The sequence below is a fragment of the Nonomuraea sp. NPDC048881 genome (genome assembly GCF_040649795.1).
In the GTDB taxonomy this organism is placed as follows: domain Bacteria; phylum Actinomycetota; class Actinomycetes; order Streptosporangiales; family Streptosporangiaceae; genus Nonomuraea.
Genome location: NZ_JBEZGC010000012.1, coordinates 179,759 through 206,252, shown reverse-complemented (window position 1 = coordinate 206,252; position 26,494 = coordinate 179,759). Strand labels below are relative to the sequence as shown.

The window sequence follows — 26,494 nt, the reverse complement described above, 5'->3', positions numbered from 1 at the left end:
TACCGTGGCGGAGTGCACACAGTGATCACGCGAGACGGCCGCGCCCTTGCCGTGGAGCAGTGGGGCGTCCCCGACGGGACACCCGTCTTCTACCTGCACGGCACCCCCGTGGGACGCCTGGCCCGCCACCCCGACGACTCCTTGTACACCAGGCTCGGCATCCGGCTGATCACCTTCGACCGCCCCGGCCTCGGCGGCTCGACGCCGCTGCCCGGGCGGCGCGTCGTGGACGGCGCGGACGACGTCGCCGCCGTGGCCGACGCGCTCGGCCTCGACGAGTTCGCCGTGTACGGGGTCTCCGGCGGCGGGCCGCACGCGCTGGCGTTCGCCGCCCGCCACCCCGGCCGGGCCGTCCGGGTCGCCTCGCTGGCGGCGCTGGCCCCACGCGACGCCGAGGGCCTGGACTGGACGGCCGGGATGATGGAGGGCAACCGGCGCAGCGCCGCCGTCGCCCTCCAGGATCGCGACGCGATGATCGCCCACCTGGGGGCGGACTCGTCCGGGCCGCCGCAGTTGCCGCCGTTCGAGGCCGCCGTCCTGACGCGGCCCGAGGTCAGCGCCATGTTGGCGGCCGCCTACGCCGAGGCGGTCCGTCCCGGCCTCGGCGGCTGGGCCGACGACGTCATCGCCCTCTTCGGCAGGCCCTGGGGGGTGGACCCCGCCGCCATCACCGTTCCGGTCCGGCTGTGGCACGGCGAGCTGGACGGGGTCGTGCCGGTCGCGCACGCCCGCTGGCTCGCCGCCCGCATCCCCACCGCCACCCTCACCGTCCAGCCCGACGCCGGGCACGCCGGGCACTTCGACGCCACCCCCGCCACGCTGGAGTGGCTGCTGCACGGCGACGAACCCCTCCGCGACCAGGACGAGGTGGCGGCCGCCACGACATAGGCGGCCCGCCGTCAGTGGGGGATGGCGTCGATCAGTTCCCGGGCGCCCTGGCGGAGCAGCGCGACCGCGACGGAGGTGCCGAGCGTCGCCGGGTCGAGCGGGCCGGCCCACTCGTGCGCGTCGAGCACGCGCTTGCCGTCGGGGGAGAAGACCCGGGCGCGCAACGACAACCGGCCGTCGCGCTCGGCGCGGGCGTACCCGGCGATGGGCGAGTTGCAGTGGCCCTGGAGCACGTGCAGCAGCATGCGCTCGGCCGTGATCTCCCGCCACGTGTCGGCATGCCCCAGCCCGGCGACCGCGTCGACGGTCGCCGGGTCGTCCTCCCGGCACTGCAGGGCCAGCACGCCCGCGCCGATCGGCGGGCACATCGTCTCCAGCGACAGCGCCTCGGTGATCCGTTCCGGCCGGCCGATGCGCTCCAGCCCGGCCACCGCCAGCAGCAGCGCGTCGGCCTCCCCCGCGTCCAGCTTCTCCAGGCGCCGGTTGGCGTTGCCGCGCATCGGCACGCAGCGCAGCTGCGGGTGGGACGCGGCGAGCTGGGCCACGCGCCGCACCGACGACGTGCCGATCCGGGTGCCCTCGGGCAGCGCGTCCAGCTTCAGGCCGCCGGGGTGCACGAGCGCGTCGCGCAGGTCGTCACGCTTGAGGAAGGCCGCGAACACCGTGCCGGCCGGCAGCGGACGGTCGGCGGGCACGTCCTTCATGCAGTGGACCGCCAGGTCGGCCTGGCCGGCCAGGAGCGCCTCGTCGACCTCTTTGGTGAAGGCGCCCTTGCCGCCCAGCGCCGACAGCGCCCCCTGCCACCGGTCGCCGGACGTGGTGACCGGGACGACCTCGGTGCGGATGCCGGGATGCCGGTCGGCCAGCTCCCGCCGGACGCGCTCGACCTGGGCGAGCGCCATGGGAGACGAACGCGTCACGATGCGGATCAGCTCGGGGACGGCCATCCCCCGATCGTAGGGCGTCACCTCCGTGCCGCGCGGGCTGATTCCGGAGCTCGCCATGGATGGCCCGCCGAGGGGATGGCGGCTTAGGGTACGGATCACCAATGGTCACGGGGGAAGAGGACGGGGACGTACATGATGGCCAATGATCCGGGGCGGCCGACGCTGATGACGCGGATGGTCGCGGCGTACAAGGGCGAGGTGCGCGCGGACGAGCTGGAGGCGTACCGGCGGGCCGGGGGCCTGGTCTACACCGAGCTGGAGCGTGCCGAGGAGCTGCGGTTACGCCTGGTCCAGGACGGCGTCAACCTCTGGCACGGCCCGCAGTCCGCCTCCGGGCAGCTGCTGTGCACCTGGAACGCGTTCGTGCTGCAGACCATCGGCGAGCAGCTGCTCGACTCCGACTACAGCGCCGACCCGCGCACTGCGGGCTACGTGCCGCCGGTCACCAGCCGGCAGGTGGCCGCCTGCTTCGCGCAGGTGGAAGGCTGGGTGTCGCGCGCCCGGCAGGCGGCCGGCAACACCCGCTATCTGGTCGAGACAGAGCTCCAGCTGCCCGCCGACCTGCCCGAATGGGCCGAGGCGGATCCGTGCCCGCTGCCCCACCTGCACGGCATGCTGGCCGCCACCCGCGCGATCCGCCGGCACGCGGAGGTGGCCTTCGGCGTGTTCGAGCAGACCGTCGCCGACGACCACGACCACCAGGCCGACCTGCAGCGGCTGCGCCAGCTCGTGGCCGAGGCCGCCACCGCCGCCGACTACGCCGAGGGGCTGCTCAAGGCCGATCCGCAGCCGAGCCTGCACGAGGCGATCGAGCAACGGCTGCAGCGGTCCCTGGAGCTCTACTACCACGTGGGCCAGCTCATCGCCATGCCCAGGCACATCGCCACCTACCAGAGCACCGTCACCAGGCCCGCGGCGACGTACAAGTCCCTTGAGGCGAATCTGCGCGACCTCGACCCGTGGTGCCTGACCGACCCGCAACGGCGGGACTACTGGCAGGCCGACCCCAAGGCCCGGCAGGCCGTCAAGGAGATGTGGGAGTACGACCCCGACCCGGCCGCCACGCTGCACATCCAGGCGCAGATCGACGCCGCCTTCCGGGACGGCGCCATCGCCTACGCCGTAGACGCGGCGGGCAAGCCGCTCGGCAGCTACTACTGCTGCCCGTTCCCCGCCATCTATTCGGTGCGCAGGCCGGTGGTCATCGCGGGCAGGCTGCTGCGGCCCATGCAGCGCTTCACCTTCGAGGCGTCCGCCGAGGAGATGGAGAGCGGCGGCCCGTTCCGGCGCGAGATCATCGTGGCCGACTTCAAGCCGACGAACGAGATCGACTACTGCGACCCCGACGGGCTCCACGGCGACTAGTGTCATCCGCCTGAAATTCGCCGGCAATATTCAGCGAGGGATTCGAGGATCTCCTCGGCGGATCTCCAGCTCGGCCGGCACGGTGTCGATGGCGGGCAACCACCTGCCCTTCCAGCGCTACGACCTCAGCGCTGCCGCGGGCATGCGCACGTGGGCGCGGAACGGCTGTTCCGCGCCCACCGTCGATCCATCTGTTTCAGCAGCCGACCGGCGCGTCCACCGTGACGGAGGCAGGGCCGTAGAAGCTGGGCCCGCCGGGACCCACGGGCCCCTGGGACAGCTTGACCTCGGCGCGAACCGTCGATCCGCAGGGGGCGGTCGCGGTGGCGCCCTCAACGGTCACGGTGTTGTTCCAGATGCTCACCGACTGCCGCCGGGAGCCGAGGAACAGGCCACCGACGACTTGGCCGGACACCTCCACCTCTGCGCGCTGTGGGGTGATGACTCCGCCGGGTCCAGGCTCCGCGATGCCGGGCGCGCCGACGGTGCCGTAGAACCGTGCCTGGGTGCCGGTGAGATCCACGCAGGCCTTGGTGGAGAGGCCCGAGATCAGGACGCTGTCACTGCAGGTGGTCGTAGTCGTGGCGGCGGATGCCGGGCTGCTCAACGCGAGCGCCCCCGCGGCCGCCGCCCCTGCGGCGAGTACCGCGGCTCCACGCTTGACGATCTGCTTCAACGATTTCCCCTTTGATGATCGGGCGTGCGGCCTCGCGCCGCACACGAGCAGTAGCATGTCACACATGACATGATGAAAGCCTGAGCGCCAGGAGAACTGCGTGAGAACCACGGGAAAAGGTTTGAGCGTTTAAAATCGGGCAGTCCAAAACCGCAAAATCGGAAAATGGAATGGGGGTCGAAAGCGAAGGCGCAAACCTCGGCCGTCGAGCTCTCGCCCAGAAAGCATCCGGGCTGCTTCGCGCCGTGCCTCACCTCCGGCATCTCAGCTGAATACGACCGATACAAGGAGTGGCGCTCTCCTCCGGCCGGGAGACGAGCTCTCACCTCGCATTCAATTCATTTCCCATTCATCTGCAAGAGCGCTTCGCGACTCTCGGTTCCGCAGGCAAGCGGCGACGGTGGAAGCGGGTCACGTGGGCATGCATTCAGAAGACCCGGCCATTCTGCGCGACATCGTGACCGCCGAACTCGGGCGCGCGGGCGCACAGGACTGGTCGATCGTCGAGGACAACCTCTGGTGCAAGGTCACCCCCGATGCCTACCCGATGCCCGACCAGGGATGGAAGCTGCACGTCTCCGCGACGATGCTCTCCGCCCCGCTGGCGCTCGCCCGCGTCTCGCGAGTACTCGCCGAGGCCCGTTGCGCCTTCAAGTTCCCCGCCCGGCTGAGCGACTACTGGAAACTCCTTGAGCCGCACTGCAGCCGGGCGCAGGCCGGGAAGTTCATCACCGTCTATCCCCTCGACGACGCCGAGTCGGTACGCCTGGCCGCCCTGCTCGATGACGCCACCCGCGGACTTCCCGGTCCGGTGGTCCTTTCCGATCGTCCGTACCGGGCGGGCGGGATCGTCCACTACCGCTACGGCGCCTTCAGTGGGCACCGCGTGCTCGGCAACGACGGGTTCTACGAGATTCGGCTGCGTTCGCCGCAGGGCCGGCTCGTTCCCGACGAACGGCGGCCCAGCTTCTCCCCGCCGCCGTTCGCGACCTGCCCGTTCGAGGTTCCGGTGGCGAGCCGGCGCCCGCGGGCGTCTGCGGTGATGCTCAATGACCGGTTCATCGTCCGTAAGGCCGTACGGCATGCCAACCGGGGCGGCGTCTACCTCGCCGAGGACACCGCCACCGGCCACGAGGTCGTCGTCAAGGAGGGGCGTCCGCACGCGTGCGCCGATCTGAGCGGCCGCGACGCGCGGGATCGGATCGCGGCCGAACGTTCCTGCCTGGAAGCCCTCGCCACGGCCGGGATCACACCGGCCGTGGTGGACTTCTTCGAGCAGGGCGGCCACACCTTCCTCGTCGAGGAGCTCGTGCCGGGGATCACGCTGCAGCGCTGGTCGGACGAGAATGCCGGGCCACTGGGCGAGGACGGCTTCGGCAGCGCGCCGGCGCAGGTCCTGCCCATCATCAGCCGCCTGACCACGTTGCTGAAGGCGCTGCACGGCCGAGGCTACGTGTTCGGCGACCTGTCGCCGAACAACGTGATGCTCTCGCCCGGCGGTGAACTACGGCTCATCGACCTGGAACACGCGGCCGTGCCGGGCACCACCGTCATGGTGGGCGGGACTCCGGGCTACCTCGCCCCGGAGCTGGCGGGCCACACGGGGGAGTTCCGGCCCGCCCCGCACGCGAGCGCCGACCTCTACAGTCTCGGCGCGATGGCGTACTTCCTGGCGGTCGGCGCCCACCTGGACCCGCCGGGCCCCGGCCAGGCGGCCAGGGTGGCAGCGGTTGCCGCGGCCAACCCCACGCTCGCCCTGCTGCGACCGCTCGTGGAGGGCCTGCTGGCGACAGAACCGGAGCGGCGCTGGTCGCTGGACAGCTGCCTCCGCTTCCTCACCGCTCCCGCCCCGGAGCGGGCCGCCCCCCACCACCGGTCCCGGCCGCCGCAGCGGATCGGCCGCCTGATCGACGACGGGATCGCGCACCTGGTGGAGACGATGGACACGAGCGAGGACGCCCCGTCGCCGTGGCCCGACGCCGCCGACGGCATCGAGGCCGATCCGTGCTCGGTCAACGGCGGCGCGGCGGGAATCCTCGGCGTCCTGACACGGGCCGAACCGCACGCGAGGGCGGCTGCCGAACTCGCCCGCTGGTTGAGGCGGCGGCTGGCGGCCGAGGACGTCTGGCCGCCCGGCCTGCACTTCGGGCGCTCCGGCGCCGTGTGGGCGCTGTACGACGCGGCGACGGCCACGGGCGACGCCGAGCTGGCCCGGTTCGCGGTACGGACGGCGCGGCGACTGCCGACCGACCACCCCGGCTCCGACGTGACGCACGGACTGGCCGGATGCGGCATGGCGCTCCTGCACATCGCCCTGGCCTCGGGAGATCTCCCGCTCCGGGACCGGGCCGCCGAGGCCCTCCAGAACCTGCATCAGGCGCGGTCGTACGGCAACGGCCACCCGCAGTGGCCGACGCCGCAGACGTTCGACTCGGGCCTGGCCGGGGCCAACCACTTCGGTTTCGCGCACGGCGTCGCCGGCATCGGGACCGCGCTGCTCCACGCGGGCCGGGCCCTCCAACGGCCTGACTGGACGGCGACCGTCCACGAGGTCGCCCGCGCCCTCTACGAACACGCCGAAGTGGACGGCGACACCGCCTGGTGGCCGACGCAGCGCGGCGACCTGTCCACGGTGCGCCCGCGCCGGCCGCACTGGTGCAGCGGCTCCTCCGGGATCGGCTCCTTCCTCGTGAGGTACTGGCGTGCCACCGGCGACCCGCCCGCGCTGGACCTGGCGCGCAAGGCCGCGGCGGCCGTGCACCGCACTCGATGGCAGTCAGGGCCGGTGCCGTGCCACGGACTGCCCGGCGACGGTGAATTCCTGCTCGACATGGCCGACTTCACCGGTGACGACCACTACCGGCGGTGGGCGCGAGATCTGGCCGGCTGCCTCGAAATCCGTGCGGCCGATCGTCGCGGCCGCCTGCTCGTCCCTGGACCCCAGGGAGACTTCCCGCCGACCTTTCTCGCCGGTACGGCGGGGATCGTCGCCTTCCTCATCCGACTGCGCGACCGGTCCGCCCGGTTGTGGATGCCGGAGGAGGCCCCCAGGCTCGCCGCTCCCGCAGCGGGACGGCGATGACAGACGGCCGCGCCACTGGCGGCCCCGGCATTCACAAGGAGGTGACGACCATGTCCTTCGACGTCGAGGACCTGCAGGCGCTCCAGGAGCTCGAGCCCGGCGCCAACGAGGCGCTCCGGCTGACCAACTGCATCAAGCACTTCGGCTGCACCGACAACTGACAGTCGAACCCGCCCGCCCGGACACGGGCGGGCGGGGCTCTGTTCGATCATCAGACGTTCGATCTACCAGACGCTCGATCTACCAGACGCTCGGTCACCAGACGTTCGATGCAGACAAGGACAGGCCCGGCCCGTGCACGATCGTCCCTTCTTCGCTCCGGAGAAGCCTCCCGCCCCCGGAACCTGGCGCAGGGTCGTGCGGCTGTTCATGCCGCACCGGCTCGCCATCTGCTTCGTCGTCCTGCTCGTCGTGGCCTACTCCGCGCTGAACGCCGCCGTCCCGTTGCTGACCCAGCTGGTCTTCGACCGGGCGCTGTTCGGCGCGGGCGGTCCCGACCTGCCGCTGCTCGCGCTGATCGCCGGCCTGGCGGCGGCCACCGCCTGCGCGGTGGGTGTGGTGGACCTCGGCCAGTCGTGGGTGTCGGCCCGCGTCGCGCAGCAAGTGGTGCACGCGCTGCGCGTGGAACTGTTCGGCCGTCTCCAGCGCATGCCGCTGGCCTTCTTCGCCGCGACACCAGGTGGCGAGATCCAGTCGCGGCTGGCCAACGACACCGCTCAGATCGAGAACGCCGTCAAGGACACCCTGCCCAGCACGCTGTCCGGCGTCATCGGATTCGTGGCCGCCGCCGGCGCGATGGTGGCACTATCCCCCCAGCTCGCGGGTGCCGCCCTGATTCTCGCGCCCATCGTCGTCTGGGTGGCCTCCCGCTCCGGGCGAGCGCTCAAGAACCTGTCGGAGGTCAGCCAGCACTCTCGCGCGCAACTGTCGGCCATCGTGGCGGAGCGGCTGAGCCTGGGCGCCGTCATCCTGGCCAGGGTCCACGGCAGAAGCGCGGACGAGGCCGGCCGATTCGCCACGGAAAGCCGGCGGCTGATCCGGCTCGGAGTACGCTCCGGACTGGTGGCCCAAGGGGTGCTGAGCGCGGGACACGTCTTCTTCGTGTTGACCCCCTATCTGGTGTTCGTGGCGGCGGGCCTGTCCGACGGGATCACCCCAGGCACACTGGTGGCCTTCACCGTGCTGCAGGCCAGGCTCTACCAGCCCCTTTGGCAACTCCTGCACATCTCCACCGAGTTCCGCTCCGCCCAGGGAGCCTTCGAGCGGGTCTTCGACTACCTCGACATGGAGCCCGAGCCGGAGCCCGGACCTGACGCACGGCCGGACCCCGCTCCCGGGCCCGGCGCGCTCGCCGTCCATGGGGCCACGTTCCGGTACGCCGCAGAGGAGCGGGGCCGTCCGGCGTTGGACGCTGTGAGTCTCGCCCTCCCGGCCGGATCCACCACGCTGGTCGTCGGCCCGAGCGGCTCGGGCAAGACGACACTCGGCCACCTGCTGGCCGGCCTGCACACGCCCATCGAGGGCTCGGTCCGGATCGACGGGGTGAAGATCACCCGTCCGTCGCCCGGACAGGTTTGCATCGCCACGCAGGAGCCCTTCCTCTTCCAGGGGTCGATCGCCGACAACCTCCGATACGCCGCCCCCGACGCCACCGCGGACGATCTCATGCGCGCCTGCCGGCTCACCCGCGTCCACGAGCGGATCATGGCACTCCCGGACGGCTACGACTCGCTGGTGGGAGAGCGGGGGGCGCTGCTGTCCGGCGGCGAACGACAGCGCATCGCCCTGGCCCGCGCGCTCCTGGCCGGCGCGTCCGTGCTGGTTCTCGACGAGGCCACCTCCGCGCTCGACCCGATGACCGAACTGGAGGTCGTCGAGGCGATCCTGGCCGAGCGGGCGGGACGGACGACGGTGATGATCACCCACAGGTTCGGCGTCCTCGAGTCCTTCGACACCGTCGTGGCCCTGGACGAGGGCCGGGTAGCGGAACACGGAGATCGCCTCGACCTGCTCGGCGACCGGCACGGATGGTACGCGCGGATGGTCCGCGCTCAGACCGGCGTCGCATAGACCCCCGTTCGCCCTGTGCCGCGTCAAACCATCACACAGGGCTTGAGCTGCATGTTCTCCGAAGCGGCTACGCGGCTCGCAGGCCCACCGGCGGACGGTCACCGACGCGATCGGCCTGGTCCTGCGCCGATGCCTGGATGGAGATGCGGGGTGTGATGGGCGAGTACGACACCCAGGCGCGCCTCGCCGCAGAACGTTCTACTGGAGATCGCGCTGTCGCCCGCCGCCGGATCAGTGATCAGGTTGTTCCGTCCCGCGGGCGGTGAGTTCGTCGTCGGCCGGGTCTCGATCCTGGTCAAGCGTGCGTGGACGTCATGTGCACCCAACCGAGAACGCAACGACATCGCCTCACCCCCGGCTCTGCCGCTTTCACGTGCGCACGTCAACAATCACCTGCCTACTGGCCAATAGCGACCAAGCGCCGGCGTCACATGGACATGGCCATTCAGTCATCTCTCCATGGGCGATAACCCGACCAGCACCAGTGCTTTGGCCCGGCGTAGTTTGACATCAATTCTCCGTACGGCCGGCCCTCGACCCCACTTCTGCCATTGTCATCGGATCTGAACGGTGACAGTCGCCTGCGCCGGCTCCTCGGACGGACTGCCGGACACCTCGTGGTGATCTTGCCTGGCACCGCTGGTGGGATTAAGTGGCGGAGGCTTGAATCCTGTCCAGATGCGGGCCAGGACTGGAGGGTGATTTCCCGCCCGTAATCAAGTTTCATAGAGACGAACGGGCGTCGTTGCCTCGATCACCGACCGAATGGGGGCTGGTGATTGACATCGAGGGTGCACCGCTTTCAACCAGATGCTGTCCGTGGACTCCACCACTGCGGGCACGCCGCTGCTGCTCGCGCCGTGGTTCGGCAGCTCATCACAGGCTTTCTTGACGGGCGCATCTACCGGAATTCATGGCCGAAGAATATATGGCCGCTTTTTCTGTGTTGCCCCTTGAGCGTCGACCGGCTCAATGTGGAGACCACTGGCAGAGGGCACGCCGTCCGGTGTGTGTCAGGCCCCTACCCCCCGATTTCCCCTACCAAGGAGGTAACCATGGCTTCCTTCCCTTCTCGCGCCCGGCTGATCGTCAAGCATTCGGGCAAGGTGCCGGCCATCGAGAACGCCGGCCTCAAGGACGGTGCCAGCGTGAACCAGTACGACTCCGGCCACCAAGACAACGAGAAGTTCCGGCTGGAGCCCATCAGCGACGCCAACTGGCAGCTCACAAGGTCGGGCACGTCCGTGCCGTCCGTGCGCCGGACGGCCGGGCGTACCTGACATCGCGGTTCACCATCTCCGCACTGCCGGGCAGCAGGCAACTGCCACAGAACGGGCGGCCTGGAACCCCTCGGGCGGGGGTCCCCGAGTCGTCGGAACAGCGTCTATGGTGCGCGATCCTGCGGGGATCAGTCTGGGTTGCGCATCACAAAGACGCTTCAGATGACCACCGATCGGAGTTGAGCCAGAATCTGGCGGCGAGGGCTTTCTGCTGATCATTTCCCAATTCCGGCTTCCCGGCGGTCGTCCCTACCTGTACATCCCTGCTTACGCGGTAGCCCTTGTTCAGGATGACCGGGTAGTAAAACGCGCTGGTGGATCCTGCGTATGGGCCGCCTTGTGGCGGATCCCCCTCTGAACCGCCTGCTTGGGGACCCGTCGGGGACCACACGCCCTGCTCGCGCCGGGTGTGCAGCTGCCACAGTTCGTCGGCCACCGCGTCCGGTTCGTGGCGGGCGCCAGGGCCGATGGGGCCGACCACCGTGAGCTGCGCGGCGTGGACCCCGTCGTCGCCGAGCGCCGTCGTGGAGCATGCGGACGTAGGCTGACTCGGCCGCATGGGCGACCGCGGACACCGCCCGGTCGCGGTGCGGTTCGACAGCGGCGCCGCCGGTGGTGAACAACAGCGTGCCACGGCCACGGCGGCGCATGTCCGCGGCCACCGATTGCACCGCCGCCGTGGCGGCGACGACGCTGAGCGCCGGCGCGTTCGCGACGTCCCGCGGCTCGGTGTCCAGTACCGGTTTGCTCCACTTCAGGCTCGGCCGAGGGCCGGCCGTAGCGCTCGCAAGAGCCGCCGACCGGGCCCCTTCGCGCGAAGGAGCGTTCAGGCAAGATCGGACCGCCCGCGAACGGTCGTGAAGGAGCGTTCAGGCAAGATCGGACCGCCCGCGAACGGTCTGGAACGTTCCCGCCGCGGTGAACGCGCTGGCGATCGGCGCGATGAGCGAGGCCAGGCGGCGGGCACCCGCGTCGCCGATCGGCGCCCACAGAGCGGCGCAGTGCTCGTCGGTCTCCACGTCGATGCGCTCACGTGCCGCACTGCCGGCGGCGGTGATCACAGCGTTGGAGTCGAGCCAGCCGCGCGCGACGAGGCGTGCCGTCGCCGCGCTCCACTCCTCGTCGTCCCACTGGCGGGTCGCTCGTGCGAGAGCCGTCGGGAGGCGGCCGGTTGCGGTGTGCAGAACGAGGCAGTCGCACGGCCCGAGGTCGTTGTCGGCGAGTACGACGAGATGGGCGTCGCCGCGCCACTCGCGCGCCACCGTGATCTGCTGCCAGAGCGCGACGAGAGGATCGGCGGGAAGCACGACCGAGGCGTTCGCGGCGGCCAGCACCTTGCCGGCGTAGTCGGCGCCGGCGACGACCGGGTCGATCAGCGAGCGCGCCTCGGCAAGGTGGTCGTCGGTGAGCTGTACGTTGACGCGTCGCATCGCCCGGCCGGCGGCCAGGAAGCGGGCGGCCTGCCATCGCCCGGGCGGTGCGACGTCCCACACGCCCGCCATGGCCCGCACTGCACGCGGGCTGAAGTTGTAGAAGGCCGCGAGCGTGACCTGCCACGGAACCGCGCCCATCGCGGCCGACCTGAAGGCCAGATACGCCGGCCCGCGGTCGCTCACGCCGAGCTCGACCGCCTCCTCGGCGGTTTCGGGGACGAGATAGATGAACAGGTGGGCGGCACTGATGGCGCGGCTGATGTCACGGACGGCGTTCAGGTCCATCAAGCCGTCGCCGGGGCGGGCGGAGTCGGGAAGGTGCATCGTGGTTGTCTCTCCGGGGAGTCGGGCGGTGCTGTCAGGCGGGTGTCTCGGCGGTCGCGATCAACATCGCGCGTCCGAGGGTGTGACCGGCCATGGTGAAGCCGAGGACGGCCGGCGTGGCGTCGGCCGGGACGCCTGTCGAGGGGATGTCGAGGGCGTGCACGACGACGAAGTAGCGGTGCGGGCCATGTCCGGCCGGCGGGGCGGCGCCGATGTAGCGGGCCACGCGGGCGTCGTTGGGCAACTGGTAGGCGCCCTCCGGCAGCTGTGAGCCGGTGTCGTCGCCGGCTCCCTCGGGCAGTTCGGTGACGGTGGCGGGGATGTCGGCGACCGCCCAGTGCCAGAACCCGGACCCGGTGGGGGCGTCGGGATCGTAGACGGTGACGGCATAGCTCTTGGTGCCGTCCGGGGCGCCGGTCCAGGACAGCTGCGGGGATGTGTCCTTCCCGCCGGGCAGGCCGGAGGAGCGTTGCTCGGGCGGCCAGGGGGCGCCGTCGGTGACGGTGGTGCTGGTGACGGTGAAGGAGGCCGCCTTGGGAAAGCGGGCGAAGGGGTCGTTGGCAGGCACAGCGGTCGTTCCTTTCCGGACGAGTGCGACTTACTTAATCGACCGTAGCACAAATAATCGATTATTCGAGGATCGTCTATGATGAGCTCATGGCTCAGATGGCGCACCCCTCGATCTCGCCGGGGAAGCAGATGCTCTCCGAGCAGGTCTACGCACACCTGCGGGACGCGATCATGCGCGGCGACCACCCTCCTGGCGCCCCGCTCAAGCCGCAGGACCTGGCCAAGGAGCAGGGCGTGAGCCTGGCCGTGGTGCGCGAGGCGCTCGTGCGGGTGGTCGGCGAGGGGCTCGCCGACCGGCTGCCCAACCGCGGCTTCGCCGTCCCGGCCTTCTCCGACCGCCGCTGGCAGGAGGTCGCGGAGGCCCGTCGGACCGTCGAACCGGTCGTCCTGCGTATGTCCATCGAGCGCGGCGACCTCGACTGGGAGGCCCGTGTGCGGGCCGCCCACCATCGTCTGGTTCGCACTCCGGCGTACGTGCCGGAGGAGGGCGAGTACTACACCGGCGCTTGGGCCGAGGCTCACAGGGCCTTCCACCGCACGTTGCTGGAGGGGTGTGGCAACCGCGCGCTGTTGGAGACCTTCGACCGGCTGTGGACCGCGAGTGAGCTGGCCCGCCGTTGGTCGGCGCACCGCAACCCCGGCCGGGACGGCGCCAAGGAGCACCGCAGACTGGAGGAGGCGGCGCTGGCCCGCGACGCCGACACCGCGGCCGAGGTCCTGGTCCGGCACCTCACCTTGACCGCGGTTGCTCTGACCGACGACTCCGGCCAGGCCACCTAGGCCCACGCCGCAACGGCGAGCAGGACGCCGGTTCCCTCCAGCCCCAGAGGCCGGCCCTTCTAGATCCAGAGGCTGCCCAAGAGCCAGAAAAGCGCCCTGACCAGGGCCCTGGTCATCGGACGGGCCACGGAGGAACGCGGAGGAAATGCGGCGGAAGCCGGGCCGGGCCGTCAGTATCCAAGGACATCCGGCATCCAAGGACATCCGGCCTCGGAGCTGCCTATATTTCAGGCAACGGAATTCTCCTGTTGGAGGGCTAGGTGTCCGATGTGTTCGCCAAGGATCTCAGCCGCCGGGTCGTGACCAGGATCGCTCCCGCCGAACTGCCGCTGTTCGACCAGACCTGGGACGCGCTCGGCGGCAGGACCAGGCCGAGGTCGCATCGGGATCCGCTCGGTTTCGGGTTGCCGGGGGTGGACGAGCTGCTGGTGACGGCGATCGTCTCCGGCGTCGTGACCACGGTGCTCGCGGACGTGGGCAAGGACGTCGGCTCGTGGACCGGCCGGCTGATCGGCCGGTTGCGCCGCCGTCCGCGGGAGCTGCCCGAGGCGCAGCCGGCGGGGCCGGCGCCGTTGCCGCCGGCCCGGCTGACGGAGATCCGCAAGGTCGCCTACCACAAGGCGCGCCGGATGGGCATGTCGCAGGCGCAGGCCGACGCGCTGGCCGACGCGGTGGTGAGCGAGCTGGCCCGCAACCCGTCATGAGAGGCCGTCTCCCGTCGGCCACCACGTCCGCGTTCGTCCTGCTGATCAGCCTGGCGTTCGCGACGACCGCGATCTACCGGCCGGGGATCTTCGACCTGCTGTCGGTGCAGGGGGCGGAGGTCCCGGCGAAGGTCAGAGAGGCGTGCCAGCTCGCGGCGCTGAAGGGCCTGGACGATCCCGCGTGCGACGTGATGAGCCGCGGGGCTCACCAGGATCTCCGGCTCGGCGTGTCGCTCTGTTTCGCGACGCTCGTCCTGCTCACCGGGCTGCAGTACTGGTTCGGCCCGGCCTGGCGGATCCGCCGCCGGCGGCTGCGTCCGGTCGGCGGCGAGGTCGGCGAGGAGTTGCGGCGGACGGCGGCGGAGGTGCTCGGCGGCCGCCGGGTCGTCTTCCTGCTCGACGTGCTCGACCCCGCGGTGGCCGGGCTGGCCTTCGGCCGGGCCGGGCGCCGGTACGTGGTGATCAGCCGGGGCACCTGGATGTCGTTCGAGCGCGATCGGCCGCTGTTCCGGGCGGTGGTGCTGCACGAGCTGGCGCACGTGCGCAACAGGGACCTGACCATCACGGCGGTCACGCTGGCGATGTGGCGGTCCTACGCCGCGGTGATCCTCGTGCCGGGCCTGCTCGCCGCCGTGAACGGGGTGGTGTCGGGGCAGGCGCCGTTCCTGCGGGCGGAGCTGATGCCGTTCGGGGCGCGCGCGGCGCTGTCGTGGTTGTTCGCCGCCCAGATCGCCGGGCTGGCGGTGTTGTCGTGGCTGACCCGTTCGGTGGTGCTGCAGTCGCGTGAGCTGATGGCCGACGCCCGCGTGTTGTCGTGGGAGCGGGACGCGACGCCGCTGCGCCGCGTGTTCGAACAGGCGCCGGCGCCGCGCCGGTGGCCGGTGTCGCTGCGGGTGCGCACCCATCCGCATCTCGCCGTCCGGCGGGCCGCGCTGGAGGACGAGGAGCCGCTGGTCCGCCAGGGTTTCGTCTTCCCGCTGGCGCTGGGCGGCTGTTTCTCCCTGACCATGGATCCGGCCACGTCGCTGACCGCGCAGGGACGCACCAACACGCTGCCGTGGCCGGCGGAGGTGTTCGCCCTGCTGCTGGCCGTCGCGCTGGGGTTGCGGGCGTTGCGGGCCGTGGGGGCGCGCGGCGACGCCGTGCACGTGCCGCTGGGCCTGGCCGTGGGGCTGGCGGGCGGCTGGGTGCTGGCCCCGAGCAGGATGACCGACCATGCGCTGGCGCCGTTCCCCGTGTCGGTGCAGCTCGCCGGGCTGGTGGTGCTGGCGGCGGCGGGCCTGCTGCTGGGGGTGTGGGTGCGGTGGGTGGCGCGGGTGTGGGCGCCGCGGGTGCACGGGCCGCGGTCGGCGTTCGGGCCGCTGCTGCTGATCGCGGTGGTCGTGACGCTGGGCGCGCGGGGGTTCTACGACGTCCAGGCCGACATCATCATCGCCCACGTCCAGAGATATCCCGCCGTTTCCGACCCGCTGGCGCAGGTCCTGATCAGCGCGCAGATCATGCTGGACTCCCGCCTGTCGGCGGGCGTCCTCCTGCTGCTCGCCGTCGTCCTGCTCATGCTGGCCCCGATGGCGGTACGTTTCGTCACCGTCGGCGAACGCCGCCCGCCCGCGCCCCGGCGCACCGGCCGCGTCGTCCTGGCGGTGGGCTGCGCGGCCGCCGCGGCGCTGGTCACGGCGATGGTGTCGGGCACGGTCAACGGCTACGTCTTCCAGAGCTCCGGCACCGCCTTGTCGGGCGTCATCGCGACCGGAGCCGCCGCCGGCGCCGCCCTGGCGGCCTGCGTGGCCGGGTTGTCCGGGACGTCGCCGGTCGCGAAGGGCATGCTGACGGGGCTGGCCGCGGCCGTGCTCTACGCCCTCGCGCTGGAGCTGGTGTGGCTGCCCTTGCGGACGGCGCTGCCGTGGCTGATCCACATGATCATCCTGGAGCGCATGCTGGAGGCCGCGCTGATCGCCGCGCTGGCCACGGCCCTGCTGGCCCGCCTGCTGCCCGTCCGCGGGGAGCAGGCCCCGGTCGCCGGCGTGCCCGCGCCGGGGTGAGACCGGCCTTCCGGAGGCTACTGCGTTCTCATCAGGTCCCAGAAGGACCTGTGGCGATCGGCGCCCGGCAGCCAGGGCGCGAGGTCCCGGAACCAGCCGACCCGCGCGGCCGGCAGCACGACATGGCCGGACTCGTCGTCGCCCCAGCCGTCGGCGAACAGCAGGAACTGCCGGTAGCTCGGCGGCAGGGCCGTGCCCAGCCGGTCTTCGAGCCGGCTGACCTCCGCCTCACCGGCCGGGGGGTGCAGGCCGTCGCCCGGGGCGGGCGGCGGGCCTTCGGGGCTGCGGGGGTCAGGCCCTTCGCCGCGAAGAGGGCGGACCAGCCGTACTGGGGGTTCATGGCAGGCGACCGTATCCGCCGGGGCCGACATTCCGTGCGGCCCGGCGGTTGGGATGATGAGCGCATGGACGCCCCCATCCCTGTCGACACCGATGCCTGGCCGCGCCGGCAGCACTTCGAGCACTACCGCCGGGCCGTCCCGTGCACGTATTCGATCACGGTGGAGATCGACGTCACCGCGTTCACGGCGGCGCTCGGCCGGTCGCGGCGCAAGTCCTACCTCGCGCAGGTCTGGGCGATCGCCACGGTCGTCAACCGGCACGACGAGTTCAGGATGTGCCTGACCGCCTCCGGCGACCCGGCCGTCTGGCCCGTCGTGCATCCGGCCTTCACGGTCTTCAACCCCGAACGCGAGACGTTCGCGTGTGTGTGGGCGCCCTACGATCCCGGCTTCGCCGCCTTCCACGACGTCGCCGCTCCCCTGCTCGCCGAGCACGCCCGCGCCACCGAGTTCTTCCCGCAGGGGCCGCCGCCGCCCAACACGTTCGACGTGTCGAGCCTGCCGTGGACGTCCTTCACCGGGTTCAACCTCAACATCGGCGACAACTGGGACCACCTCGCCCCCATCTTCACCCTCGGCCGGTACACCGAGCGCGACGGCCGGGTCCTGCTCCCCCTCGCGCTCCAGGCGCACCACGCCGCCGCCGACGGGTTCCACTCCGCCCGGCTCGTGAACGAGCTGCGGACCCTGGTCGCGGACCCGTCCTGGGTCGACCGGAGCCCGGCCTCCTGAACCAGCGCTGACCTCCGCCCCCGCCCCGGCCCTTGCGGGCACGGGCCGGGGCGCGCTTCGCCATGCCTCGAATCAATCGCTCGGAATTGCTACGTTGTGCCGGCCTGTCCGGCATCGGCACCGCATGGCATCTCCAGCGGCGACCCGGCAGGACCTACGCGGTGCTGGAGGCCCGAGACCGTCTCGGCGGCACGTGGGACCTGTTCCGCTATCCGGGCGTCCGACATCTTCCCCCTCAGCTACGCCTTCCAGCCCTGGCGCGGCCGCAAGTCCCTGGCCGACGGCGACGCCATCCGCCGCTACATCGAGGACACCGCCCGCGACCACGGCTACGTCTGCGCTGGCTACTACGACTACGACCACGGCCACCAGCCGGAGTTCAAGGGCGCCGAGCACTTCGGCGGCCGGTTCGTGCACCCGCAGTTCTGGCCGGACGACCTCGACGTGACCGGCAAGAGCACCGTGGTGATCGGCAGCGGGGCCACCGCGGTCACCCTGGTGCCGGCGCTGGCGAAGCGGGCGGGGCACGTCACGATGGTGCAGCGCTCCCCGACCTACCTGACCTCCCTGCCCGACGTGGACCCGGCGGCGGCCCCGCTGCGCCGCCTGCTTCCCGCGCGTACGGCCCACCGGCTGCTCCGCGCCAAGAACGTCCTGAGCAGCCGGCTCACGTACTGGCTGAGCCGGCGCTACCCGGAGCAGACCAAGCGGCACCTGCGCAAGGGCATCCAGCGGTACCTGCCCGACCCGGCCCTCCTCGACCGGCACTTCACCCCCCGGTACCAGCCGTGGGACCAGCGGCTGTGCGTCGTCCCCGACGGCGACCTGTTCCGCGAGGTGGCCGCCGGGCGCGTGTCGATGGTCACCGACCGGATCGCCCGTCTCACCGAGCACGGGATCGAGCTGGAGGCCGGGCGCACGCTGGAGGCGGACGTGATCGTCTCCGCGACGGGCCTGTCGCTGATCCCCCTCGGCGGGATCGCCGTGTCGGTGCAGGGCCGCCCGGTCGATCTGGCCGAGACCACCGCCTACCGCGGGCTGATGCTGAGCGGCCTGCCCAACCTGGCCATCTGCGTCGGCTACACCAACGCGTCGTGGACGCTGCGGGCGGAGCTGTCCTCCCGTTACGTCGTCCGGCTGCTCGACCACATGCGGCGGCACGGCCTGACCACCGCGATGCTGCCCGCGCTGCCGCGCGACGTCGCCCGCCGTCCGCTGCTCGGCCTGACCTCCGCCTACGTCCAGCGCGCGGCGCACCTGTTCCCGCAGCAGGGCGACCGCGCGCCGTGGACGGCCGGCCAGAACCACCCGACCGACCGGCTGCGGTCGGCGTTCCTCGACGTCCGCAAGGGGATGATCTTCGATGGGTGAGCAGTACCGGGTAGTGGCCCTGGGCGGCGCCGGCGCGATGGGCAGGCCCGTCGTCGAGGCGCTGGCCGGGCGGCCGGACATCGCCGACCTGGTGATCGCCGACCGCGACACCGCCGCCGCCGCGCGGCTGTCCGTCAAGTACGCGAACGCCTCGGCCGCGACCGTGGACGCCGCCGACCCGGTCCGGCTGCGCGAGCTCTTCCGCGACGCCGACCTGGTCGTCAACACCACCGGCCCGTTCTTCCGGCTCGGCGTGCCGATCCTGCGGGCGGCGATCGAGAGCCGTACCCACTACGCCGACATCTGCGACGACTGGGAACCGACCCTGGACATGCTCGCCATGGACGCCCAGGCGCGGGACGCGGGCGTGACGGCCGTGATCGGGGCCGGCGCGAGCCCGGGCACCAGCAACATGCTGGCCGCGCTGGCGACCCGTGAGCTGAACGCCGTCGAGAGCGTCCACACCGCCTGGCCGGTGGACGTCCCGTTCGTCGGCGACGACCCCGCCGACGCCTCGGCGGGCGGGGAGTCGGCCGCCGTCGTCCACTGGATGCAGCAGCTGTCCGGCACGATCCGCCTCTGGGCCGGCGGCGCGCCCGCCGAACGGCCGCCGCTCGAACCCGTCAGGCTCGACTACCCGGGGCTGGGCCCCGGCACCGCCTACACCGTCGGCCATCCCGAGCCGCTGACGCTCCCGGCCACCTGCTCGATCACCGGCGACTCCGCCTGCGTCATGGTGGTCAGGCCGGAGACGGCCGCGTACCTGATGACCCTGCGCGAGGAGATCGACCGGGGCGGGCTCTCCCTGGAGCAGGCCGCGGCCCGCGATCGAGCGCCCGACCGCGGGCCGCTTCGCCCGCTCCGCCGTGCGCCGGCTCTCGCTGCGCGGCCCCGGCTCGCTGCCGCCCTTCTTCGCGCTGGCCGCCGGCGTCCGGGACGGCCGGCCGTGCCGGATCGGCGCGCGGCTGATCGGCTCGCCGCGCGGGATGGCCAGGGCGACCGGGATCCCGCTGTCGCTGGCGGCGGCGCAGATCCTCGACGGCTCGGTGCGCGCCGCCGGCGTCCATCCCCCGGACGCCGCGCTCGACCCGGAGAGGTACTTCGCGGAGCTGGCCGTCCACTGCGACCCGCCGCGCGCCGGCCGCGACGAGGTGGTCACCGTGGACCGGACCCCGTGACCGGCGTCGATCGCCCGCCCACCGAGGTCCGCGGCGACCGTCGCAGCGCTTCAGCGAGAAGGCGTGACTCCGCCTCGGTGACCCTCGACTGCCCCGTCTTCGATGGTGATCTCGGGTTGACGAGCGAAACAGCTGGTCAGCTGCATTTGTGGAGTGTCAGGGACGCCGCGGGCCGCAGGTGCTGCCGAGCCCATTCCTCGAAGCTGGTGAGCGGAAGGCCGAGGTCCCTGGCGTACTGCGGGCGGGCCGGCTGGCCGGCTATGTTCATCCACTCGTGTGAGGCGCCCATCGCCGGCATTCCGGCGGCGAGTGCCTGTTCCTCGGTCATGTCCGGCGCGGGCAGGTGTGTGCCCAGCGCGCGGGAGAGAACCTCGGCGACCTCCGTCATGGACAGATAGTCACTCGCCAGCTCCAGCTCGACCCCGTGGAACCGCTCCGGCTCGGCGATGGCTGCGGCGGCTGCCCTGCCGATGTCGTCCACCGCGGCGAGGGACAGCCGGGTGTCCGGCTTCACGACGCTCACCAAACCGCCTTCCACACCCCGCGGGAACAGGAAAGCCATGGACGGCAGGAAGTTCTCCATGAAGAAACCCGGTTTGAGGATCGTCCAGCGGGAGAAGCCGGCCGCACGGACCCGGTCCTGGATCGTGCTCTTGGCTCCCAGGCTGGCGTCCAAGGAGCCCCAGCGGCCTGCGACCCAGCCGGGAGCCTCGGTGTGCTGACCGGCGCCACTGGTGGAGGTGTGCACGAACTGCGGCACTCCCGCAGCCTGCGCGCCCTCGATGAGGTTGACGGCCTGGGCCACCTCTCCGTCGAAATCGAAACCTTCGGCGGCCAGGGCGGGCATCTGAACGGAGAAGACGGCGCGGACACCCGTGGCGGCCCGCACCACCGAATCGCGATCGTGGAGATCACCGGTGACCAGATCGGCGCCCAGCGCCTCGACGGCCTTGGCTCGCTGGGTGTCGGGGTGACGCACCAGGGCGCGTACGGGTACGCCTGCGGCGAGCAGGGCTCGGGCGGTGGCGCCGCCCTGCCTGCCGGTGGCGCCGGTGACCAGGACGGGTGCGGGATGTGCAGTCATTGCGCTCCTCGGAGCTATAAACGGCGGGGGTCGCCGTTTTCTGTGCGATAAGATATGGCGGGCCCCGCCATTTAGCAACCCTGGAGATGACGCCCATGCCCGACCGCCAGCGCGCAGACGCCCGGCGCAACTATGCGCGCATCCTCGCCGTGGCCGAGGAGGAGGTCGCCGCGTACGGGGCAGGCGCTTCCCTGGAACAGATCGCGCGCGTCGCGGGGGTCGGCTCGGCCACCGTGCGCCGCCACTTCCCGACCCGCCGGGCGCTGCTGGAGGCGGTCTCCCATCAACGCATCGAGGCCCTGGCCGCCCGTGCCCGCGAGCTGACAGGCAAGGGCGACAGCCGTGACGCGCTCCTGCAATGGCTCAGTGACGTCGTCGCCTACTGCGTCGCGGCCCGAGGGCTGGCGGCGGCACTGGCCTACGACGGGGCCGAGACCGACCCCGTACACGAGAACACCTGCTCGGCGATGATGGCGGAGGCGGGGAACCCCCTGCTGCAGCGCGCCATGCAGGACGGGGCGGTGGCGGAAGGCGTCACCGTCGCCGACCTGATCGCGCTGATCGTCGGTGTCGTCCTCGCGACGGAGCACCACCCTGACCCGGCGGCCCGCGCGGACCGGCTGTTCCAGCTGGCCGTGGCGGGGGTGAGCCCGCGGGGGTGAGCCCGCGGGGCTGAGCGGCCTTCATCGGTGACAAGGTCTGCGTGACCGGCGCCGTCAGGGCGCAGGCCCGGGAGGACAACAGGACCGCCGGGGACCGCGTCGCCCCTCCCTGGAACCGAACGCCAACGGAAATGGGGTGCAGTTCGTCTTCAGGGAGCCTACGAGGGGTCGCCCCCGGACGCGCAGGGCGGGCACGGCGGCCCGACCCCGGAGGCGGCTCCCGTGACTAGCACGACCGGCGTTTCCCCATCACGAGATGATCGCCTGCGACGTCGAGGGCAGCGCCGGCCCGATCGCCCGCCGGGCGCCCGGGGTGCGCCCGTGTCCCCAGCCGATCTGCCGGCGGTATCCGCCCAGCAGCCCACGCTCGGCCAGTTCCGTCACATCGGGCGGCTCCGGGAGCGGGTGCGCGGCCGGGGCCACGTAGAGGGCGTCCACCGGGCAGTACGCCTCGCACATGAAGCACGTCTGGCAATCGCCCTGCCGCGCGATCAGCGGCACCCCGTCGTCCCCGCGTACGAACACGTCCGTCGGACAGGCCTCGACGCACTTGTCGCAGGCGATACACCGGTCGCGCAGCACGATCTCGATCACGACGCCACCGCCAGCGGCCACCCGGTCTCCGGCAGCACCCAGACCTCGTCGAGCCCACCGGAGATCAGCCGGTGGTGCTGGGCGGGGTCGGAGCCGGGGTGGTCGGCACGCTTGTGCATGCCGCGGCTCTCGGTCCTGGCCAGCGCGCTGGCGTACATCCATCGGGCGTGGGCCGCCATCGCGGCGGCCGAGCGGGCGCGCACGACGTCGGGGCCGTCGGCGTACAGGCCCTGCCTGGCCCGCTTCCAGGTCTCGTCGAGCGCGGCCAGCGCGGGCGCGAGCCGGTCGCCGTGGCGCAGGTAGTTCTTCTCGTACGGCAGCACCTCGGCCTGGACCGCCTCGATGATCTCGCGATGCCCGGCCGGGTCGCCGCCGGTCGGCCGCAATCCGGCGCCGCCCGCCCCGCGCACGGTCCGCGTGGCCGCCTGAGCGCCCAGAGCACGGGCGTGACGGGCCGCGGCCTGCCCCGCCCAGGTGCCGGAGGACATCGCCCAGGCCGCGTTGTGGCTGCCGCCGCCGGTGAAGCCCCCGCAGATCGGTTCCCTGGTGGCCGCGTCGCCGGCGGCGTACAGGCCCGCGACGGAGGTGGCGCAGTCGTAGCCGGTCAGGCGGATCCCGCCGGTTCCGCGTACGGTCCCCTCCGCCAGGAGCGTGACGGGGAAAAGCTCGGTGAACGGGTCGATCCCCTGCCGGTCGAAGGGCAGGAAGAAGTTGGGCTGAGCCAGCCGCATCGCTGGCCTGATCCCCTCCCCCGCCTGGTCGAGGCGGCAGAAGACGCGCTCGGACAGCAGCGCCCGCGCGATCATCGACCGGCCGTGCGTGCTGCCCGCACCCTCCAGGACACTTCCGTCGGCATGGTAGAAGGTGGCGTAGGAGTAGAAGGCGGTCTTGGTCACGGAGGTGAACTCCGGAGCGATCGCGTAGGCGTTGGAGAACTCCATGCCGGACAGCTCGGCCCCGGTCTCCGCCGCGAACAGGGCGCCGTCGCCGGTGTTGACGTCACAGCCGAGCGCCTTGCTGAGGAAGGCGCAGCCGCCGGTGGCCAGCACCACCGCGCCCGCGCGCACCCGGTAGGAGCGATCGTGCTGCCTGCGGTGGCCGGCCGCGCCCGCGACCGCGCCGTCCGCGTCCACCAGCAGTTCGGTGACAGGGCTGTGGTCGAGCACGCGCACCCCCGAGCGGCGCGCGCGGATGCGCATGCGGCGCATGTACTCCGGGCCCTGCAGGCCGCGCCGGATCTGCCGGCCGTCCTCACCCACCGGGAAGGGGTAGCGGCTCACCTCGGCCAGCTCGTTCATGTTCGCGTACGTCTGGTCCAGGGCCCGGGCCATCCAGGCGCGATCGGAGAGGTAACCGCCCAGGGCCTCCCGGGAGGCCATCGCCGCCTCGCGGGAGGCCGGGTCGGGATCGACGTACCAGACTCCGGTGCCGGCGGCAGCAGTGGCGCCGCTCGTGCCCAGGTAGCCCTTGTCGACCAGGACGACGTCGGCGCCCGACTCGGCTGCCTTGACGGCGGCCCAGGCGCCGGCCGGCCCGCCGCCGGCCACCAGGACGTCTGCGATGAGATCCAGATCGGTCATGACTCCCTCCTCATGGGAGATCCGCAGGGCGCGAACGCCCAGTAGGAGGCCACCCCCTTGTACGGGCGGCCCTCGCGCCACGCCGCGACCTGGTCCGGCCGGCCGAACACCTCCAGATACTCCTCGACCTGCCGCTTGGCCTGGTCCCACAGCAGTACGGGCTCGTAGTCGGAGCCCTCCGGGCCGACGAACGGGGCCAGCGGCTCGATCACGGTGTCCAGGCCGGGCTGCCAGAACACGCCGGTCGAACGCCTGGTGACCGAACCACCCGCGACCACCCGGTGCGTACCCGCGGACAGGCGGCCGTTTGTCCACTTGGTGAGCATGTGACCGGAGAACGGCGGTGGAGGGGAGCCGGCGCGCAGGGTCCCGCCACGTCGGGGTGGCGCGGACACCGCGGCGTCGGCGTCCACACCGGACTGCGGGGCCCCGCCGTCCGCGCCGGTCAGCGGAGCACCGCCACCTGCACCACAGGCGGCCGGCAAGAGCGAGAGGGCTCCCCCTCTTGTCCCGGCGAGCAGGACCCGCCTGGTGAGATCGGTGGCCCCCGGAAGGGCGGGCCGGCTGAAGGGACGGAGGGATTCCCTCATGGGTGCTCCTTCACGACGGGCTTCAACCCACTATTCAGGTAGGAATACTCTGATGTCAACCCATGGAGCCACCAACGCCGTCCAGCCCGCGAGGACGGCCCGTCACGGCCGGGCGCCGGACTTGCGCCCCCTTCCCGACGCCTCGGCGACCCTCCGAAGGAGGCCGGGCAGCGCGCGCGAAGAACCTCCGCCGGCGCGTGCTGGAGCACCGACGCCTGGAGAGGCGAGACGACCAGCCCTGCGGCGGCGCTCCGGCACCTGGCGCACGCCGCCGGCAGCACGGGCAGGCCGGCCCGGAGAGCGAACAGCCCGGCGAGACCGCGCGCGAGCATGGCGCACGCCGACAGCCCGAGGCCCCTTCTGCAGGAACATGGTCAGGCCGCCCGTCAGCAGCAGGCCGACCATGTCAAGGTCCGGCGAGCCCAAGCGGCTCCGAGCCGAAGGCAGGCGACGGGCCGCGAGCACCAGCGCGACCAAGCCGAACGGCGCCGCGAGGAGGAAGACCAGCCGCCAGCCCATGCCCGGACCGAAGGCCGCGATTGACGGCCCCGCCCAGCGGCGGTCCGACGGTGAAGATCGCCGTTCCGGCGAGGAAGAACGGCTTCCCGCCCCGGATGTCGCCGTTCAGCAGGGACTTGTCGAGCAAGGTGGTGAATCCGCCGGCGGCGCAGACGACCAGGACCCGGCGCCCAGCGGCGGCGAAGCCCGTGGTCACCGGAACGGCTCCGGAGCCGGGGGTCTGTGGGCGGGGGTCGTGCTCCGTGACATCGGCGGGTTCATCCTGCGAGGGCTCAGCCGACGATCCGCTTCTCGAAGCAGGTGGAGCAGGTCATCGAGGTGTAGGGCGGGAAGATCGGGATGCGGGTGTAGCCCTCCCGCTCGTACAGGCGGATCGCGTCAGGCTGGCGGTCGCCGGTTTGCAGGATGACGCGTCGAGCGCCCAGCGCGCCCGCGGCCTCCTCGGCCGCGGCGAGCAAGGACCGCGCCTTCCCGAACGCCTCCCATACCCCCGGGAAGGGACCCGACCCCACCCCCAGCTCGAGCCGGCCGCCGCTGAGCTCGTCGAGCGTCGCCGCGTCCTCAGCGATCTTGAGCGGGTCCTCCAGTGGCGGCACCAGCACGCCGGTGCCCAGCCGGATCCGCGTTGCCGTCATCTCAAGCACCGCGAGATCTACGCCGAGGCCTCCACCCGTTACCGCCACCCGCAGGCCTGGCTGCTGGAGGGCGCGAGAACTGAGCATTGTCATCGAAGGTTGATGACCACTACGGTGTCTCACCGAAGGTTGACTGATTGCTGGGGCCGGACATCTGTCGCATCTCACCGACAGCGACGTTCGAGGTCTGCTACGCCGCCGGGGACCGCGGCTCGTGCGATGTCCCGTTAGACGAGGCGGGTTGCAGTACGCGGGTTGGATTCACAAGTTGGCGGAAGGCCGTCCACACGTGGAGCAGTGATCGCCGACCGGGTCTGGAGGCGTGATCGAGAAACGATCGCATGCGTTCACCGCGACCATGGCGGCGAGCTGGCTCGTGGTCGTGACTGGACGGTATCTGCTGTGGCTGGAGTACTACGACCGGATCATCGAGCAGCTGATCCTTGGGATCGCGTTCGTCGTGGCCGGGCTTTCCACGTTGTGGTGGGCGCAGAGACTCATACGCCGCCGTGGTGACGTCCGCAGTTACGTCGCGGCCGGTGCGGCGGTCGTCCTGTGCGCCGCCGTTGTGGTGCTGCCCTGGAACGGGATCTTCGGACGTACGTGGTTCGCGGTCCATCACGGCAAGTTCACCGCGCTGGCCCAGCTGGCCAAGGACAGGAAGCTGTCGGCGGACATGCCTTCGGGTGGCTGGGTGCATCTGCCTGATGAGTTCGATGTCCTGCAATTTGATCATCGCAGTACGCAGGATGTGCCGATCGAGCTCTACCCCGGACGTGTTCTCACGATGGGCCTGTCGAACGAGGAAGTGCCGGAGAACATGTTCCTCTACATCTACGACCGGCCTGACGCCGCGCGGGTAAGTCCCTGTGATCTCACCGCGACCACGTTCGACGATTACTGGTGGTGCAGCCGCCTGGGTGACGGCTGGTGGTGGCTGGCGCGCAAGTCGAGCTATCCGGATATGGACGAATAGGCGCGAGGCTGAGCGGGGCCGGTATCGCAACCACAGGGACACTTGAGTTCCAGGAGAGACGGTGAGGGAAC

At 71.6% G+C, this 26,494-nt stretch carries 25 protein-coding genes and 2 pseudogenes; 15 read left to right on the top strand and 12 right to left on the bottom strand.

The annotated features are described in order from the left end of the window. Positions 1-12: 12 nt before the first annotated feature. Entirely contained in the window at positions 13-888 is an 876-nt protein-coding gene (locus AB0C33_RS35645; RefSeq protein WP_358295528.1) for an alpha/beta hydrolase, read from the top strand. Between the two features lie 11 nt (positions 889-899). Here the strand turns inward: AB0C33_RS35645 and hemC are convergent, their stop codons facing one another. After that, positions 900-1,835 carry a hydroxymethylbilane synthase gene (gene hemC, locus AB0C33_RS35640; RefSeq protein WP_358295525.1) on the bottom strand — a complete coding sequence of 312 codons (936 nt, stop codon included), beginning with the start codon at positions 1,833-1,835 and terminating at the stop codon, positions 900-902. 132 nt (positions 1,836-1,967) lie between these two features. Between hemC and AB0C33_RS35635 the strand changes: the two genes are divergently transcribed. Further along, positions 1,968-3,200 (top strand): hypothetical protein, encoded by a 1,233-nt coding sequence (locus tag AB0C33_RS35635; RefSeq protein WP_358295522.1) that lies wholly within the window; start codon positions 1,968-1,970, stop codon positions 3,198-3,200. A 196-nt stretch (positions 3,201-3,396) separates the two neighbouring features. Here AB0C33_RS35635 and AB0C33_RS35630 read toward each other — a convergent pair whose 3' ends face one another. Then, entirely contained in the window at positions 3,397-3,876 is a 480-nt protein-coding gene (locus AB0C33_RS35630; protein ID WP_358295519.1) for a hypothetical protein, read from the bottom strand. 421 nt (positions 3,877-4,297) lie between these two features. Here AB0C33_RS35630 and lanL point away from each other — a divergent pair, with 421 nt between their 5' ends. The 3 genes from lanL to AB0C33_RS35615 all read left to right on the top strand — a co-directional run bounded on the left by lanL (position 4,298) and on the right by AB0C33_RS35615 (position 10,308). Further along, complete coding sequence (gene lanL / locus AB0C33_RS35625; RefSeq protein ID WP_358295517.1) at positions 4,298-6,958, top strand: class IV lanthionine synthetase LanL; 2,661 nt, start codon at positions 4,298-4,300, stop codon at positions 6,956-6,958. Positions 6,959-7,252: 294 nt separating this feature from the next. Beyond that, positions 7,253-9,028, top strand: coding sequence for an ABC transporter ATP-binding protein (locus AB0C33_RS35620; RefSeq protein WP_358295514.1), 1,776 nt, complete (start codon positions 7,253-7,255; stop codon positions 9,026-9,028). A gap of 1,055 nt (positions 9,029-10,083) precedes the next feature. Beyond that, positions 10,084-10,308 carry an RICIN domain-containing protein gene (locus AB0C33_RS35615; protein WP_358295511.1) on the top strand — a complete coding sequence of 75 codons (225 nt, stop codon included), beginning with the start codon at positions 10,084-10,086 and terminating at the stop codon, positions 10,306-10,308. 869 nt (positions 10,309-11,177) lie between these two features. On the opposite strand, the gene AB0C33_RS35610 is transcribed toward AB0C33_RS35615, so the two are convergent. Further along, positions 11,178-12,065 carry a hypothetical protein gene (locus tag AB0C33_RS35610; RefSeq protein WP_358295508.1) on the bottom strand — a complete coding sequence of 296 codons (888 nt, stop codon included), beginning with the start codon at positions 12,063-12,065 and terminating at the stop codon, positions 11,178-11,180. Between the two features lie 34 nt (positions 12,066-12,099). Continuing rightward, complete coding sequence (locus AB0C33_RS35605) at positions 12,100-12,633, bottom strand: YbhB/YbcL family Raf kinase inhibitor-like protein (RefSeq protein ID WP_352325547.1); 534 nt, start codon at positions 12,631-12,633, stop codon at positions 12,100-12,102. Positions 12,634-12,722: 89 nt separating this feature from the next. On the opposite strand from AB0C33_RS35605, the gene AB0C33_RS35600 reads away from it, so the two are divergent. From AB0C33_RS35600 to AB0C33_RS35590, 3 genes are all read left to right on the top strand, one after another. Further along, on the top strand, positions 12,723-13,415 hold the full coding sequence (locus AB0C33_RS35600) for a GntR family transcriptional regulator (protein WP_352325548.1): 693 nt from the start codon (positions 12,723-12,725) through the stop codon (positions 13,413-13,415). Positions 13,416-13,675: 260 nt separating this feature from the next. Next, positions 13,676-14,119, top strand: a complete 444-nt coding sequence (locus AB0C33_RS35595) for a hypothetical protein (protein WP_358295504.1) — start codon at positions 13,676-13,678, stop codon at positions 14,117-14,119. Further along, positions 14,116-16,161: a M48 family metalloprotease gene (locus AB0C33_RS35590; protein ID WP_358295501.1), complete on the top strand. Its 2,046-nt coding sequence runs from the start codon at positions 14,116-14,118 to the stop codon at positions 16,159-16,161. The genes AB0C33_RS35595 and AB0C33_RS35590 overlap by 4 nt, the downstream gene beginning before the upstream one ends. A gap of 17 nt (positions 16,162-16,178) precedes the next feature. Here AB0C33_RS35590 and AB0C33_RS35585 read toward each other — a convergent pair whose 3' ends face one another. Beyond that, complete coding sequence (locus tag AB0C33_RS35585; RefSeq protein WP_358295498.1) at positions 16,179-16,532, bottom strand: SMI1/KNR4 family protein; 354 nt, start codon at positions 16,530-16,532, stop codon at positions 16,179-16,181. Positions 16,533-16,565: 33 nt separating this feature from the next. On the opposite strand from AB0C33_RS35585, the gene catA reads away from it, so the two are divergent. From catA to AB0C33_RS35565, 4 genes and pseudogenes are all read left to right on the top strand, one after another. Beyond that, the gene (gene catA / locus AB0C33_RS35580; RefSeq protein WP_358295496.1) at positions 16,566-17,234 is read left to right on the top strand and encodes a type A chloramphenicol O-acetyltransferase; all 669 of its coding nucleotides are present in this window, start codon (positions 16,566-16,568) and stop codon (positions 17,232-17,234) included. A gap of 62 nt (positions 17,235-17,296) precedes the next feature. After that, positions 17,297-17,401 (top strand): annotated as a pseudogene (locus tag AB0C33_RS35575) (hypothetical protein); the annotation flags it as partial. Next, positions 17,364-18,605 (top strand): NAD(P)/FAD-dependent oxidoreductase, encoded by a 1,242-nt coding sequence (locus AB0C33_RS35570; protein WP_358295657.1) that lies wholly within the window; start codon positions 17,364-17,366, stop codon positions 18,603-18,605. The pseudogene AB0C33_RS35575 and the gene AB0C33_RS35570, both read left to right, overlap by 38 nt. Then, positions 18,598-18,924: pseudogene (locus AB0C33_RS35565) on the top strand (saccharopine dehydrogenase NADP-binding domain-containing protein); the annotation flags it as partial. The gene AB0C33_RS35570 and the pseudogene AB0C33_RS35565, both read left to right, overlap by 8 nt. Here AB0C33_RS35565 and AB0C33_RS35560 read toward each other — a convergent pair. Beyond that, complete coding sequence (locus AB0C33_RS35560) at positions 18,897-19,175, bottom strand: hypothetical protein (protein ID WP_358295494.1); 279 nt, start codon at positions 19,173-19,175, stop codon at positions 18,897-18,899. The pseudogene AB0C33_RS35565 and the gene AB0C33_RS35560 sit on opposite strands and share 28 nt — an antisense overlap. 296 nt (positions 19,176-19,471) lie before the next feature. On the opposite strand from AB0C33_RS35560, the gene AB0C33_RS35555 reads away from it, so the two are divergent. After that, positions 19,472-19,783, top strand: coding sequence for a saccharopine dehydrogenase C-terminal domain-containing protein (locus AB0C33_RS35555; RefSeq protein WP_358295492.1), 312 nt, complete (start codon positions 19,472-19,474; stop codon positions 19,781-19,783). A gap of 136 nt (positions 19,784-19,919) precedes the next feature. Here the strand turns inward: AB0C33_RS35555 and AB0C33_RS35550 are convergent, their stop codons facing one another. Next, on the bottom strand, positions 19,920-20,867 hold the full coding sequence (locus AB0C33_RS35550; protein WP_358295490.1) for an NmrA family NAD(P)-binding protein: 948 nt from the start codon (positions 20,865-20,867) through the stop codon (positions 19,920-19,922). Between the two features lie 95 nt (positions 20,868-20,962). Between AB0C33_RS35550 and AB0C33_RS35545 the strand changes: the two genes are divergently transcribed. Beyond that, positions 20,963-21,529 carry a helix-turn-helix domain-containing protein gene (locus tag AB0C33_RS35545; protein ID WP_358295488.1) on the top strand — a complete coding sequence of 189 codons (567 nt, stop codon included), beginning with the start codon at positions 20,963-20,965 and terminating at the stop codon, positions 21,527-21,529. A 249-nt stretch (positions 21,530-21,778) separates the two neighbouring features. Here AB0C33_RS35545 and AB0C33_RS35540 read toward each other — a convergent pair whose 3' ends face one another. The 5 genes from AB0C33_RS35540 to AB0C33_RS35520 form a co-directional block, all read right to left on the bottom strand. Next, positions 21,779-22,123, bottom strand: coding sequence for a ferredoxin family protein (locus tag AB0C33_RS35540; protein ID WP_358295486.1), 345 nt, complete (start codon positions 22,121-22,123; stop codon positions 21,779-21,781). Further along, a complete protein-coding gene (locus tag AB0C33_RS35535; protein WP_358295484.1) occupies positions 22,120-23,703 on the bottom strand; it encodes an FAD-binding protein in 1,584 nt (527 codons plus the stop codon). The genes AB0C33_RS35540 and AB0C33_RS35535 overlap by 4 nt, the downstream gene beginning before the upstream one ends. After that, positions 23,700-24,293 carry a hypothetical protein gene (locus tag AB0C33_RS35530; RefSeq protein WP_358295482.1) on the bottom strand — a complete coding sequence of 198 codons (594 nt, stop codon included), beginning with the start codon at positions 24,291-24,293 and terminating at the stop codon, positions 23,700-23,702. The genes AB0C33_RS35535 and AB0C33_RS35530 overlap by 4 nt, the downstream gene beginning before the upstream one ends. Before the next feature lie 406 nt (positions 24,294-24,699). Further along, entirely contained in the window at positions 24,700-25,008 is a 309-nt protein-coding gene (locus AB0C33_RS35525) for a hypothetical protein (protein ID WP_358295479.1), read from the bottom strand. 76 nt (positions 25,009-25,084) lie between these two features. Beyond that, a complete protein-coding gene (locus AB0C33_RS35520) occupies positions 25,085-25,534 on the bottom strand; it encodes an LLM class flavin-dependent oxidoreductase (protein ID WP_358295654.1) in 450 nt (149 codons plus the stop codon). Positions 25,535-25,769: 235 nt separating this feature from the next. On the opposite strand from AB0C33_RS35520, the gene AB0C33_RS35515 reads away from it, so the two are divergent. After that, the gene (locus AB0C33_RS35515; protein ID WP_358295476.1) at positions 25,770-26,423 is read left to right on the top strand and encodes a hypothetical protein; all 654 of its coding nucleotides are present in this window, start codon (positions 25,770-25,772) and stop codon (positions 26,421-26,423) included. The last annotated feature ends 71 nt before the right edge of the window (positions 26,424-26,494 follow it).

What these genes read in the sequence shown, in the direction of transcription:
- AB0C33_RS35550 (WP_358295490.1), bottom strand. Translation starts at nt 20,867, where the DNA reads ATGACTGCACATCCCGCACCCGTCCTGGTCACCGGCGCCACCGGCAGG.
- AB0C33_RS35520 (WP_358295654.1), bottom strand. Translation starts at nt 25,534, where the DNA reads ATGCTCAGTTCTCGCGCCCTCCAGCAGCCAGGCCTGCGGGTGGCGGTA.
- lanL (WP_358295517.1), top strand. Translation starts at nt 4,298, where the DNA reads ATGCATTCAGAAGACCCGGCCATTCTGCGCGACATCGTGACCGCCGAA.
- AB0C33_RS35590 (WP_358295501.1), top strand. Translation starts at nt 14,116, where the DNA reads ATGAGAGGCCGTCTCCCGTCGGCCACCACGTCCGCGTTCGTCCTGCTG.
- AB0C33_RS35600 (WP_352325548.1), top strand. Translation starts at nt 12,723, where the DNA reads ATGGCTCAGATGGCGCACCCCTCGATCTCGCCGGGGAAGCAGATGCTC.
- catA (WP_358295496.1), top strand. Translation starts at nt 16,566, where the DNA reads ATGGACGCCCCCATCCCTGTCGACACCGATGCCTGGCCGCGCCGGCAG.
- AB0C33_RS35530 (WP_358295482.1), bottom strand. Translation starts at nt 24,293, where the DNA reads ATGAGGGAATCCCTCCGTCCCTTCAGCCGGCCCGCCCTTCCGGGGGCC.
- AB0C33_RS35635 (WP_358295522.1), top strand. Translation starts at nt 1,968, where the DNA reads ATGATGGCCAATGATCCGGGGCGGCCGACGCTGATGACGCGGATGGTC.
- hemC (WP_358295525.1), bottom strand. Translation starts at nt 1,835, where the DNA reads ATGGCCGTCCCCGAGCTGATCCGCATCGTGACGCGTTCGTCTCCCATG.
- AB0C33_RS35610 (WP_358295508.1), bottom strand. Translation starts at nt 12,065, where the DNA reads ATGCACCTTCCCGACTCCGCCCGCCCCGGCGACGGCTTGATGGACCTG.
- AB0C33_RS35615 (WP_358295511.1), top strand. Translation starts at nt 10,084, where the DNA reads ATGGCTTCCTTCCCTTCTCGCGCCCGGCTGATCGTCAAGCATTCGGGC.
- AB0C33_RS35535 (WP_358295484.1), bottom strand. Translation starts at nt 23,703, where the DNA reads ATGACCGATCTGGATCTCATCGCAGACGTCCTGGTGGCCGGCGGCGGG.
- AB0C33_RS35585 (WP_358295498.1), bottom strand. Translation starts at nt 16,532, where the DNA reads ATGTCGGCCCCGGCGGATACGGTCGCCTGCCATGAACCCCCAGTACGG.
- AB0C33_RS35545 (WP_358295488.1), top strand. Translation starts at nt 20,963, where the DNA reads ATGCCCGACCGCCAGCGCGCAGACGCCCGGCGCAACTATGCGCGCATC.